This is a genomic window from Stutzerimonas sp. (genome assembly GCF_982611455.1).
In genome coordinates, this window is record NZ_CEXBBO010000061.1 from 1 (window position 1) to 12437 (window position 12437).

At 58.7% G+C, this 12437-nt stretch carries 10 protein-coding genes; 3 read left to right on the top strand and 7 right to left on the bottom strand.

Going from position 1 to position 12437, the window contains the following annotated elements:
• The 7 genes from AC2LD7_RS21180 to mreA form a co-directional block, all read right to left on the bottom strand.
• Window positions 1–2539: efflux RND transporter permease subunit (locus tag AC2LD7_RS21180; RefSeq protein WP_484599603.1), on the bottom strand; the 2539-nt coding region annotated here is incomplete at its 3' end.
• Window positions 2536–3987 (bottom strand): efflux RND transporter periplasmic adaptor subunit, encoded by a 1452-nt coding sequence (locus AC2LD7_RS21185; RefSeq protein ID WP_484599604.1) that lies wholly within the window; start codon window positions 3985–3987, stop codon window positions 2536–2538. The genes AC2LD7_RS21180 and AC2LD7_RS21185, both read right to left, overlap by 4 nt.
• On the bottom strand, window positions 3984–5237 hold the full coding sequence (locus AC2LD7_RS21190) for a TolC family protein (RefSeq protein WP_484599605.1): 1254 nt from the start codon (window positions 5235–5237) through the stop codon (window positions 3984–3986). Before AC2LD7_RS21190 ends, AC2LD7_RS21185 begins: the two co-directional genes overlap by 4 nt.
• Window positions 5238–5331: 94 nt before the next feature.
• Window positions 5332–5802: a hypothetical protein gene (locus AC2LD7_RS21195; protein WP_484599606.1), complete on the bottom strand. Its 471-nt coding sequence runs from the start codon at window positions 5800–5802 to the stop codon at window positions 5332–5334.
• Complete coding sequence (locus AC2LD7_RS21200; RefSeq protein ID WP_484599607.1) at window positions 5792–8155, bottom strand: heavy metal translocating P-type ATPase; 2364 nt, start codon at window positions 8153–8155, stop codon at window positions 5792–5794. Before AC2LD7_RS21200 ends, AC2LD7_RS21195 begins: the two co-directional genes overlap by 11 nt.
• 982 nt (window positions 8156–9137) lie before the next feature.
• A complete protein-coding gene (locus tag AC2LD7_RS21205) occupies window positions 9138–10271 on the bottom strand; it encodes a nickel/cobalt efflux transporter (RefSeq protein WP_484599608.1) in 1134 nt (377 codons plus the stop codon).
• A 10-nt stretch (window positions 10272–10281) separates the two neighbouring features.
• A complete protein-coding gene (gene mreA / locus AC2LD7_RS21210; RefSeq protein ID WP_045733414.1) occupies window positions 10282–10569 on the bottom strand; it encodes a metal-sensing transcriptional repressor MreA in 288 nt (95 codons plus the stop codon).
• A 117-nt stretch (window positions 10570–10686) separates the two neighbouring features.
• Between mreA and AC2LD7_RS21215 the strand changes: the two genes are divergently transcribed.
• The 3 genes from AC2LD7_RS21215 to AC2LD7_RS21225 are packed head-to-tail and all read left to right on the top strand — an operon-like array spanning window position 10687 to window position 12416.
• Window positions 10687–11046 (top strand): hypothetical protein, encoded by a 360-nt coding sequence (locus AC2LD7_RS21215; protein ID WP_484599609.1) that lies wholly within the window; start codon window positions 10687–10689, stop codon window positions 11044–11046.
• A gap of 47 nt (window positions 11047–11093) precedes the next feature.
• Window positions 11094–11831: a HupE/UreJ family protein gene (locus tag AC2LD7_RS21220; RefSeq protein ID WP_484599610.1), complete on the top strand. Its 738-nt coding sequence runs from the start codon at window positions 11094–11096 to the stop codon at window positions 11829–11831.
• Window positions 11832–11843: 12 nt separating this feature from the next.
• A complete protein-coding gene (locus tag AC2LD7_RS21225) occupies window positions 11844–12416 on the top strand; it encodes a transmembrane anchor protein (RefSeq protein WP_484599611.1) in 573 nt (190 codons plus the stop codon).
• Window positions 12417–12437 lie beyond the last annotated feature (21 nt).

Consider the following 12437-nt stretch of genomic DNA (forward strand, 5'->3'; position numbering starts at 1 on the left):
CCCCTTCGCTGATCTTTTCCCTCAGATCGCCCACGACCGCCGCCATGTCGCGGCCGCGGACGTCGACATAAACCCAGCCCGACAGTCTCGCGTTTTCGCTTTTGAGCATCGGTGGGCCGTCGGTCACTTGTATCTTAGCGACTGTGCCCAGCGTGACCTGACTGCCCTGAGGTGTGTAGATCGGCAGGTTGCGCAAGTCTGTTAGCGAGTCGCGCCACTCGCGACCATAGCGGAGATTGATGGGATACCTGGCGAGCCCTTCGACAGTCTCACCAATGGTTTGGCCGCCTATGGCACCGGCCACGATCGATTGCACGTCCGCTATGTTCAAGCCATAGCGTGCTGCGGCGACACGATCAATATCCACATCGATGTACCGCCCTCCTGTTAGTCGCTCAGCAAGCGCCGAACTGACCCCAGGCACTGTCTTGGCGATTTTTTCCACAGCCTGGGTGGTTTTGTCTATCTGCGCCAAGTCAGTGCCATAGACCTTCACGCCTATCGGGCTCTTGATGCCTGTCGCCAGCATGTCGATGCGGTTTCGAATGGGCGGGATCCACAAATTTGCCAGCCCTGGCACCTGCACCGTGCGGTCCAGCTCTTCCACTAATTTGTCAGGCGTCATTCCAGGACGCCATTGATCTTTTGGCTTGAATTGGATGGTGGTCTCGAACATTGTCAGAGGCGCCGGATCCGTCGCGGTATCGGCCCGGCCGGCCTTGCCGAACACATGAGCGACCTCGGGCACGGTTTTGATAAGGCGGTCCGTCTGCTGCAGTAGCTTGGAAGCCTTCTGAGCGGAGAGGCCTGGAAGTGCAGTGGGCATATAAAGCAGGTCGCCTTCATCCAGCGGAGGCAAGAATTCACCACCGAGACGAGAGGCCGGCCACAAGCCAGTCAGAAAGACCAGAACCGCCACCAGCAGGGTCGCCTTGGGCCAACGCAGCACCGCATCCAAGGCAGGCTTATAGATCCAGATGAGGCCACGGTTGAGCGGGTTGCGGTGTTCATCGGGGATTTTGCCCCTGATCCAATACCCCATTAGCACCGGAACCAGCGTGACGGACAGGCCCGCGGCGGCTGCCATTGCATAGGTTTTGGTGAACGCCAGTGGACCGAACAGCCGGCCTTCCTGCGCCTCCAGGGTAAACACTGGAATGAACGACAGCGTGATGATAAGCAGGCTGAAAAACAGTGCCGGCCCGACTTCAACGGCCGCGTCAGTGATTACCTTCCAGTGCTCTTGGCCCTTCAAAGTTGAGCCAGGATGCCGCTTGTGCCAGCCCTCGATGTGCTTGTGGGCGTTTTCGATCATGACGATTGCCGCGTCGACCATCGCTCCGATCGCGATCGCGATGCCGCCCAACGACATGATGTTTGCGTTGATGCCTTGCCGCTGCATGATCACGAAAGCAATCAGGATGCCGATCGGCAACGACACGATGGCGACCAGCGACGAGCGCAGATGCCACAGAAATATCGCGCAAACCAACGCAACGACGATGAATTCCTCGATGAGCTTGTGCGTGAGGTTTTCAACGGCACTGTCGATCAGCTTGCTACGGTCGTAAGTCGTGACGATTTCGACGCCTTCGGGAAGGCTCGCCTTGAGCTCGTCGAGCTTGGTCTGGACAGCGGCAATGGTTTCCCGAGCGTTTTTGCCGCTACGCAGGATCACAACTCCGCCGACAACCTCGCCTTCACCGTCAAGCTCGGCGATGCCGCGGCGCATTTCCGGGCCGAGCTGGATGTGTGCTACCTCCCCTAGCGTCACGGGCACGCCGCCGTCGAGACGCAAAGGAATGGCTCGAAAGTCCCCGAGGGTCTCCAGATACCCGGTCGCACGAACCATGAACTCGGTTTCCGCGAGTTCCAGAACACTCCCGCCGGTTTCACGGTTGGCCTCATCGATCGCCTTAGCGATCTGCTGCTGCGTCACGCCCCTGCTGGCCATGCGTACGGGATCGAGTACGACCTGGTACTGCTTGACCATCCCGCCTATGGGCGCGACTTCCGCCACGTTGGGCAGTGTCTTGAGCTCATAGCGCAGAAACCAGTCCTGCAAGGAGCGCAGCTGCGAGAGGTCATGTTTGCCCGTTCGGTCCACCAGAGCATACTGGTAGATCCAACCGACACCCGTGGCGTCAGGGCCCAAGGCGGGTTTGGCGGCGGCGGGAAGCCGACTCTGCACCTGGCTCAGGTACTCCAGCACCCGCGAACGGGCCCAATAGAGGTCTGTGCCGTCCTCGAACAGGACGTACACGTAGCTATCCCCGAAAAAGGAGTAGCCGCGGACTGTCTTCGCGCCAGGCACGGACAGCATCGTGGTCGTCAGCGGATAGGTGACTTGGTTCTCAACAATTTGAGGGGCTTGCCCCGGGTATGGCGTACGGATGATGACCTGAACATCAGAAAGATCAGGCAACGCATCAACAGCGGTGTTTTTGACCGACCAGATACCCCAGGCGACCGCAAACAGAGTGGCCAGCAGGATCAGAAAGCGGTTGGCCACTGACCATCGGATTATCGCTGCGATCATTGCTGGCCCCCGAGCTTCTCGATGCGCTCGATGACCAAGCCCTCGTCGCTTTCACGCACGCCAACACGGACACGGTTGCCCGTTTGCAGGCCTGACAAGCGGGATGGATCGGTAACCGGAAAGGACATGGTCATCCCGGGCATGTTTAGCGTCTTGAACGGCCCATGCGACAGGCCAACCATGCCATCTTCCAGGCTGACGATCGTGCCTTCAGCCTCGTGCAAAGCAGGTCCGGTGGAAGGTGTAGGCTGCTCCAAACCCTGAGCGGTCAGCCCGCGTAGGCTCGCCTCGGAATCAAGAAGGAACTGACCGGACGCCACGACCTTCTGGCCGGCTTCGAGCCCTTCAAGTACTTCTGTTTTGTCATCGAACTCCCGGCCAATGCGAACTTCAACGGGACGGTAACGACCTTCATCCTCAGCCAGCATCACCAATGCTCGCCGGCCGGTGCGAATGACCGCCTCGGTCGGGATGACCAAGGCATCTTCAACGTTGCGACTCAACGTCACCTCGGCCGTCATGCCGGGACGAAGCCGCTGTTGCGGGTTAGGTAGCTCAACCCGGACACGCACAGTGCGGCTATCCAGGTTGGCCTGCGATAGTACAGTCTGGATCGTTCCTTCCAGCGTTTCACCCGCAAAGGCGGGCAGGCGCGCTGTTACTGATTGCCCCGGCGCTAAATTTTCGATCTGCGCCTCTGGTACTGCAACTTCTAGCCAAACCGTGTCCAGCCCATTGACGCGCGCAAGAGATGCGCCTGCGGGTACGGTCATGCCCTCGCGAACATCGAGGCTGTTCAACACGCCGCCGATCGGGCTCGTTACGGTCCAGACGGGGCGCGCCTTACCGGTCCGTTCCAGCTGCGCAATGACCTCTGGCGGCATGCCAGCAAGGCGCAACCGCTGACGGGCCGCTGCGAGCAGCTGGGGTTCACCGATCTTTCTCAGTGCCAGGTACTCTTCCTGTGCAGCAGCCCACTCAGGGATAAGCAGATCTGCAAGCGGCGCCCCTTTTTCAATGACGTCTTCCGGCGCTCGGTCGTAAACGCGCTCGACGAAGCCCCCGGCGCGCGCCTGCACGACAGCCACGTCTCGCTCGTCAAACATTAATGCACCTGTCGCTTCGAGCGATTGGCTAATTGACTCACGCGTTGCGGTCGCCAGGCGCATGCCGAGATTCTGCGTCACGCTCGGGTCGATGCTCATCGACGCCCCGTCGCCTCCCTCATCGGCATAGCGCGGGACAAGATCCATGTCCATGAAGGGGGATTTTCCAGGTTCATCGAATTTCTGTTGCGGATACATAGGGTCATACCAATAAAGCACCTCCTTGCCTTCTTCTGCAGGCGATTGTCCGAAGGCTGCGGTAGACAGGCCGAATAGGGCTGTAGCGCTAACCATCAGAGGGAGGCTGAGGACGAGTGCCAGCCGCTTGAATTGGAAGGTCATGGTCGGGTATCTCCAAAGGCGAAATGCAGGCTGGCGTTGCTCTGCGATCGGTCGCGGGCTACGTCGATCTGCCGTAGCCGGGTCTCGACAAGCTGGCGGCGCGCATCGATTACGGCGGTCAGCGCTCCGTTTCCGGAACGGTAATCGGCCATGGCAAGGCGGACCTTTTCGTCAGCGAGCGGTAGAAAAGTTTGTTCGAGACGGGTGAGTGCACGGTCCAGGCGCTGATACTCAGCGAGGTCAGCGGCCAGCTCCTGGCTATGCGCGCGTAACGTCGCTTGGCGCTGAGCCTCAATCTGTGCAAGGCGAGCACGCTCGGCTGCGATCTTTGGATCCTGCCGAGAGCTGGTGAATAACGGCAGGTCGAAGCTGACGCTGAGGTTCACCATGTCGCCGTATTCTCGGCCGCGACGCAGGTAATCGACGCCCCAGCTCCAGTCGGGCGTTTTCTCAGCGATGGCCTGACGAACCTTTGCCTCTGCTTCACGAGACATTGGATCGAAGGCGAGCAGGGCCGGGTGGCGGTTCAGGTTGTGCTGATAGTGCTCACCGTCGGCAAGCCATTGCGGCCAATCGCCTGTAAGCGGCTGGTCTGCTGGCTCGCCTATCCAGCGGCGGAGGTCGGCCCGCGCAACAACCTGGTTGCGTAGCAGCTCATCCTCTTGTTCAGCAAGCAATGCTGCCTCTTGCTTCGGAAGCACGCTGTCTGCGGTTTGCCCACCGCCGCCAGCAATGCGCGCCTGAACAGCCCGCGAAAGCAGCTGATTCTCACTGTAGAGCTGTTTGAAAAGACTCAGCTTCTGCTCGACCGCGAAGCTAGCGATCCATGCCACGGTGGTCGCCTGGCGAACGCTGAGACGTTCAATGGTCTGCTGGACGCCTGCGAGCGCAACACTAGCCTGCGCGGCCTCGACACGGGCGCGCCTTTTCGCTCGGTTTGGCACATCTTGCATGACCCCAACCATTTGCATGGTCATGGCCCCTTGGTCCAATTGCCAGCGTGAGTCACCTTCAATGGGCACGTTTTGCAGCCCAAGCCTAAGTTTGGGGTCAGGGAGCTCGCCGGCAGGGATTGCAGCGCTGCGTGCGGCTTGGAGATTGGCGGCTTGCGCATCCAGCGAAGGCGCGTCTTGCTCGGCCAAGCTCAGGGCTTGTTCTAAGGTTAGAGCTGACGCGAGCTCGGGGAATGAGAGCGCGCCCATGATCAAGGCGGCCACGTAGGGAGGCGCCCAGCGGATACGGGGTTTCATTTAAAAAGGATTCCTGATCATCCATGCGAGCCAAAGGCGCGCGGTAGCCGGCCCGAATGCTCACATCCGGGCGGTTCCTAGAATTTGATCGGAATCAGACGCGAGGTGGATGCCAGACGGCGTCCAGAAGACGGGAAGGGATTTGGTCGTTATAGGGCGTGGTCACGGGTTTAGCAGCAGGGACCTGCTGCGCCTTCGCAGCAACGATCTGAAGGAGGCTGACGGTTTTACATTCTTGCCCCGTCTTGCAGACGGTCGCCTCTCCTTGCTCATGCCCTTCACAGCACTCGGGCTCAGCGCCGCTGACGCCAACCATCGAAGCATGGTTGGCTGCCATAGCCTCCATGCCTTCCATATTAGGCATCACGTGATGCGCCGACGATCCAACCGGCATGAGCAATTGCGCCATCCCGTTGATCGGAAGCGTAAGCACTAGCAGCAGGATAAGGAAGGAGCGCATGTGGAACTTCATATTTTTCAGCTTACGGGGCAATTCATGAGCAATCAATGAGGCAATCAGTCGCTTCGCAACAGAAGCCTTAGCCGACAGGCTTTCAAGCAACACGCGCCTGACGGAGCCGGAGGGCGTTGAACACCACCGATGCTGAGCTGAGGCTCATGGCCAAGGCAGCAATCATCGGAGACAGCAACAGTCCAAAGAATGGATAGAGCAGGCCTGCGGCAATCGGGATGCTCAACCCGTTGTACATAAAGGCAAACAGAAGGTTCTGACGCATATTGCGAACTGTCGCCACCGAAAGCGTCCGCGCGCGCAGTATCCCCATCAGGTCACCTTTAACCAGCGTAACTTGAGCGCTGTTCATGGCGACGTCGGTGCCTGTGCCCATCGCTATGCCGACATCAGCCCTGGCGAGCGCCGGCGCATCATTTATTCCGTCGCCTGCCATGGCGACTACCTTACCGAGGGCTTGTAGCTTAACCACCAGGGCCTCCTTATCCTGCGGCTTTACTTCGCCATGCGCTTCCTCGATCGATAGCTCACGAGCCACCGCGCGGGCAGTGGTAAGCCCGTCGCCGGTTGCCATGATGACGTGCACGCCCTCGGCCTGGAGCCGAGCTACAGCTTCTTTCGATGTGGGTTTGATTGGGTCCGATACGGCCAGCAAGCCGGCAAGTGCCCCATCAACAGCCAGGTAAACAATGCTGGTACCGCTCTCGCGCATTTTTTCTGCCTGATCTTTCAACGGCTCGACGCTCACACCCGCATCTTCCATAAGCGCGGTGTTGCCTAGCTGTAGCTGCTTGCCTTCCACCAGACCACGGACTCCGATCCCTGACCCTGACTCGAAGGTCTCTGACTTTACCAACTGAATACCCTCGCTTCTCGCATGGTCCACGATGGCGTGGGCTAGGGGATGCTCGCTACCTTGATCCAAGCTGGCAGACAAACGGATGACTTCCTGAGCATCAAACGGCGTGACGCCTACCGCCCGATCGAAAACAGGTCGGCCCTCGGTCAACGTTCCAGTTTTATCGACAATCAGCGTGTCTACCTTACGAACATTCTCGATAGCGCCTGCGTCTCTGAAAAGCACTCCACTTCCAGCCGCCTTGCCCGTGGCAACCATAATCGACATAGGCGTTGCCAGGCCAAGTGCGCAAGGGCAAGCAATGATCAGAACCGCAACCGCATTGATCAGGCCGAATACCCAGCCCTGCTCGGGTCCGAACAGACCCCATGCAAAGAATGTCAGCAAGGCGATACCGATGACCGTCAGCACGAAATAACCTGCAACCGTGTCCGCCATTCGCTGCATGGGTGCTTTGGAGCGTTGTGCATTTGCGACCATCTGGACAATCTGCGAAAGCATGGTCCCGGAGCCAACCTTAGTCGCCCGCATGACAAGCGAGCCACTCGTGTTCATGGTCGCGCCGATGAGCGCATCGCCTGCTCGCTTCGTCACGGGGACGGGCTCGCCCGTTAGCATGGATTCGTCGACGGCGCTCTCGCCCTCTAATACCTCTCCATCAACGGGTACCTTTTCACCAGGACGAACGCGCAGATGGTCGCCCTCGTGAACATGTGTGAGCGGAACGTCCTCCTCGGAACCATCCTTGGCGATACGGCGAGCTGTTTTAGGCGATAGGCCAAGCAGGGACTTGATTGCGGAAGACGTCTGGGAGCGGGCCTTCAGTTCGAGCAGTTGCCCTAAAAGAGTCAGTGAAATGATCACTGCAGCGGCTTCGTAATAAACGCCTATCCGGCCGCCCACTGTGAATGACTCTGGAAATATGCTCGGTAAGACGGTTGCTACGATGCTGTAAATATACGCAGCTCCCGTGCCAAGCCCGATCAAGGTCCACATGTTTGGGCTGCGATGTTTGACCGAGGCGAGACCGCGCACGAAAAATGGCCAGCCTGCCCACACGACAACCGGGGTCGTAAGGGCTAGTTCAACCCAGTTCTGGCTAGCCCCATGAAACAGCGGAAGCGCGTGTCCCGCCATAGCCAACAGGGTCACTGCTACGGTCAGGGGCAGAGACCACCAGAATCGCTTCGAAAAGTCCTTGAGTTCGGGATTCTCCTCCTCGTCGAGTTCAGGGATTAGAGGTTCCAATGACATCCCGCAGATAGGGCAATCACCTGGCCCCATTTGGCGGATTTCAGGGTGCATCGGGCAGGTGTACTCGGTCGTTGCATCACCGGCGGGTGCCTTCTGTGCAGGCGGTGTGGATGCCTGAGATGACGGCCCCTGAGCCTGCTGTGCAGCGAGATATCGAGCAGGGTCAGAACGGAACTTGGTCTGGCAGCCCTGGCTGCAGAAGCGGTAAGTTATTCCTTGGTAATCCTGTTCATATTCGCTGTTCTCTTTCACCTTCATCCCGCAGACCGGGTCTGTGAGTGGTGCTGATCCTTTCGTTTGGTCAGGCTGATGATGGCAATGCGAGGAGGACATACGAGCTCCTAGTGAGTTAGTTAGCGACGAACATGGCTACTACACCGACGGTTACGGAGTATTTCTCCCAGGCTCGCTGCGTCTGACAGCCAACATATAAAAAACGTCCTGACTTAAAGCTGAAGCATCGATTACATTTTTGTAAGGTTGCCTGGCACTCAAGGGCGACTTGCTGTTAGGAAGGCTGAATTTCCGCATGCGCGCTATAAAACAGTTCGTATCGAACCCTTGCTTGGTGTCGTCAGTAAGCTGGGCGTCGACATGGATTCGCATAGGCGGGGCTGGATTGATCAGCTACGCCTCGTACCGCTGAGTGTGATGCTTCTCATGCTGCGAAGGGTACGAAGTCGCGAGGAAGCAGCCGCCGTTCACTCGCTATGATGGCATCGACCGTCACGATTAGCCTGCAAGGCGTCCGACTGGTTCCAGCTCCTTGCCGCTTTGCAGCGCTATAGTGAGAAACCTTCCATGCGCTGCAGACCTGCCTCGGAGTACTTCACGCGCTTCGGCCTCGTATTGTGCTTTCAAAGACCGCTTGAGAGTTTTTACCTTGCGCCGCTCCTTCATCGTATTCCCTCGTTCAAGCCCTTAGCGGTTGTATGCGTATTCCAATAATACTGACACCCAGTACCAGTGATTGTGATCCACCGCGCTGATGATTCTGACCCACGCTGCGTTGATAGTTACATGCTCGGCGGATATCTGATGCAGCACTCAGGATTGCTGATAGTCACGAAAGCTGGCCATGGTTTGATTGAGCAAGTAGCCTTTTGAGCAGGGAAATCCGCACCAGCCTAGCGAGCGAATCAGGTGCAGTGCTGCAGATGCCCAAAGTAAAACCAATAACCCCAGCGCTTGACCGGCCAGAACCTGAAATGGCGCGATCGACGCAGCAGCCATAGCCCAAGAATGGGGCAGCAGCGTGGCTGCACCGAAGGCGACGAGGAACAGGTCGAAATAAACGGATAACTCCCACATCACGCTAGGCGTTCAGGCCGATCCAGCCATGGACGCCTACGTAAATCCCCACACCGATGATCAACACGCTGGACAGGTAAGGCGCGCGACGCGCCACAACCCCAAACCAAGACCAACGATTGGAAGCCTGGCGTGCGCCGATAGCGGCCACAGCACCAACGGTGACCAGGGTAATGGCCAGGCCGATGCTGAAACACAGCACCAGGACAGCTCCCAGCGCGACTTCCTTCACTTGCAAACAGAGCAGCAACACAGTGATCGCTGCCGGGCAGGGAATCAGCCCGCCCGTCAGGCCGAACATGATGATCTGGCCGGTGGTGACGTTACGGTTGCTGAAGCGCTTGCGGATGTCGTTGGCATGCGCGCGCTCATGGGAATCCTGGTAGCCCTCCAGCGACAGCCCCAGTTCCTCCAGCTCGGTATGCTCATGGTCATGACTGTGGCTGTGCTCGCGAAACTCCAAGTCATAGTCGTGGGAGTAACCGGCATGGCCCAGGCTCAGGCGTGCGGTGAACTCATGGGGCTCGGGAATCTCGTCCAGCGACTCCAGATAGTCACCCCGGCCTACGAAGCGAAACTGTTGGGCCAGTCCATCGAGGCGAGTTGCCAGCAGGCTCACTTCAGCAGCCGGCCAGACATGGCCTCGCAAGGTCTTCAGCCTCCAGCGCGGTGGAACGCCTTCTTCGAAGATCGACAGTTCAATATGCCCGAGCCCGGTATCGATGCGGTGGGTTTCATCGTGGTGGTGATGGCCGTGGTGGTGCTCATCATCCTCCTCGAAACGCCACATCTGTTCGCCCCGCCAGGTGCGCCAAAGCATCCACAGGGCGATGGTGATAATGATGGCGGCAGACGCGAGCTGGAAATATGGCTCGGTGGTTTCGGCATCCAGGTTCTGTCCCAGGTACATACCGGCCATTGCCACCAGCCAGACTACGGCTGTGTGTGAAAGCGTTGCGGCAAGACCAAGCAAAACGGCCTGTTTCACCGTGCCACGAATGGCCACGATAAACGCCGCCATCATGGTTTTCGAATGCCCCGGCTCCAGACCGTGCAAGGCACCTAGCAGGATGGCGCTGGGGAAATACAGCCAGGCCTGCGAGGCCCCCTGTTGCAGCAGTTCGGCGAAGCTCGACATGGGAAAAGGCCTAGAGATATTTGGTGATTTGCTTGAAATCTTCGAGTGAGGCGCGCTCGCCTATCGCAAGTGCTTCGACTGTGTGTTCCAGGCAGTGGTCGATGTGGTCTTGGATAAGCACACGCTTGGCTTGGCAGACGGCTTTCTCTACGGCATGCAGCTGCTGAGCGATGTCAACGCAGGCCCGACTGTCTTCGATCATGGTAACGATGCTGCGCAGGTGACCCTCCGCACGCTTTAACCTTTTGATGATGTCGCCATGACTTTGGTGCTGATGGCCGTGTTCGTGATCGCTCATGACTTGAGTCTCGTGCGTCGATGAATTACGCTCGCATGCTATCCCCCTGGGGGGGATACGGTCAAACGCACCGCCCCTTCAGAACAGCTAGCTACTTAGGCATTGAAGAACCACGACATGCTCAGCAAACCCATCAGCGCTAAGGTGATTTTTGCCCTTGCCCTCGCCATCTTGATGGCGTGGGCGGGGCATACCTCTGCGCTGTTTATGGGGGCGAGCCCGCAGACTCGCGACGGTGGCGACACTGCCCATTCGCATACCCATGGTGACGAGGCGCTGGCCTGCGCTGCGTACGGAGATCACTGCCACTCGCCGCTGGCCGCCGACCATCTTCACGAAACACCGCACCTGACCACGCTGCTGAGCATCAGCACACAGCCAGAGCGTGCGCAGCCGATAGAAGTCCCTCGCTACTCCATTCCTCCCAGTCCGATCTTCCTGATCGAGCGGCCACCACGCCCTATATTCGTGCTCTGACATAGGCCGCTGCGCGGCCCAAGACCACTGCAATTTAGGACTCAACCATGCATTCGCTATCTATGGGCGCAATGGACGCATCTGCCGTGCGCCCGAATCGCTCGTTACTACTGTTGCTGTTGTTCACGGCATTGCTGTTTCTCGGCATGCCTGACGCGCTGGCTCACGCTGTCGCCGAGGGCGACAAGGGCTTTATCCAGGAAAGCTCCGGGGTAATGTTGCTGCCATTCATTTACATGGGCGCGAAGCACATGATCACCGGCTACGACCATCTGCTGTTTCTGTTCGGGGTGATCTTCTTTCTCTACCGCCTGAAGGACGTGGGACTCTACGTCACCCTGTTCGCCGTGGGCCACACCGTGACGCTGCTGTTCGGCGTGTTGGCGGAAATCAGCATCAGCTCCTATGTGATCGACGCCATCATCGGCTTCTCGGTGGTATACAAGGCGCTGGATAACCTGGGCGCGTTCCAGCGTTGGTTCGGCCACCAGCCGAATACCAAGGCGGCCACGCTGATCTTCGGCTTGCTGCATGGCTTCGGCCTGGCGACCAAGATTCAGGAATACGAGATCTCGGCAGACGGCCTGATCGCCAACCTTGTTGCATTCAACGTTGGCGTCGAAATCGGCCAGCTTCTGGCCTTGAGCGCCATCCTGATCGTCATGGGCTACTGGCGGCGCACTGCCAGCTTCTGGCGTCATGCCTACACCGCCAACGTCGCCATGATGAGCGCCGGTTTCCTCTTGATGGGTTACCAGCTCACCGGCCTGATCGTCTCTCAGTAAGGAATTCTCAGCATGTTCAATACCAAGCTTCCGACCCAAAGCGAATTGCCGACTAGCTGCCAACTGCTGCGCTCCACTGTGATCGCAGTGGGTGTTGCGGCTGCCTTGCTGGTCACCGTGGTGATGCCCTCTGAATACGCCATCGACCCAACGGGCGTTGGCCGCGTACTCGGCCTGACCCAGATGGGTGAAATGAAGGAAATCCTGGCCGAAGAAGCGGCAGCTGATGCAGCTGATGCAGCTGTTCAGCCAGCGGCGGCCCCGGTCGTACAAGCCCCCGCGCCTGCTCAGGTGGCACCTCAAGAACAAGTTGCGGCAGCACCTGTGGCTGAGCCGGTAGCAGAGCCACAGCCAGCCCTGAAGTCCGATGAAGTGACTGTCACGCTGAAGCCGGGCGAGGCCAGTGAAATCAAGCTGGAAATGCTGGACAAGGCCACGGTCAGCTACGAGTGGACAACCAATGGCGTTCCGGTCAATCACGACACCCACGGCGAGCCTTACAACGGCCCCAAGGGCTACTACCACAGCTACAGCAAGGCCAAGCAGGTCAAGGGTGTTGCCGCTGACCGAAAACTGACCCAGTAGAGGCTGTTCTGCCGACTGAAA

Excerpts from the sequence above, each read along its gene's own strand:
- AC2LD7_RS21185 (WP_484599604.1), bottom strand. The coding sequence starts at position 3,987 with ATGACCTTCCAATTCAAGCGGCTGGCACTCGTCCTCAGCCTCCCTCTG.
- AC2LD7_RS21190 (WP_484599605.1), bottom strand. The coding sequence starts at position 5,237 with ATGAAACCCCGTATCCGCTGGGCGCCTCCCTACGTGGCCGCCTTGATC.
- AC2LD7_RS21200 (WP_484599607.1), bottom strand. The coding sequence starts at position 8,155 with ATGTCCTCCTCGCATTGCCATCATCAGCCTGACCAAACGAAAGGATCA.
- AC2LD7_RS21205 (WP_484599608.1), bottom strand. The coding sequence starts at position 10,271 with ATGTCGAGCTTCGCCGAACTGCTGCAACAGGGGGCCTCGCAGGCCTGG.
- mreA (WP_045733414.1), bottom strand. The coding sequence starts at position 10,569 with ATGAGCGATCACGAACACGGCCATCAGCACCAAAGTCATGGCGACATC.
- AC2LD7_RS21215 (WP_484599609.1), top strand. The coding sequence starts at position 10,687 with ATGCTCAGCAAACCCATCAGCGCTAAGGTGATTTTTGCCCTTGCCCTC.
- AC2LD7_RS21220 (WP_484599610.1), top strand. The coding sequence starts at position 11,094 with ATGCATTCGCTATCTATGGGCGCAATGGACGCATCTGCCGTGCGCCCG.
- AC2LD7_RS21225 (WP_484599611.1), top strand. The coding sequence starts at position 11,844 with ATGTTCAATACCAAGCTTCCGACCCAAAGCGAATTGCCGACTAGCTGC.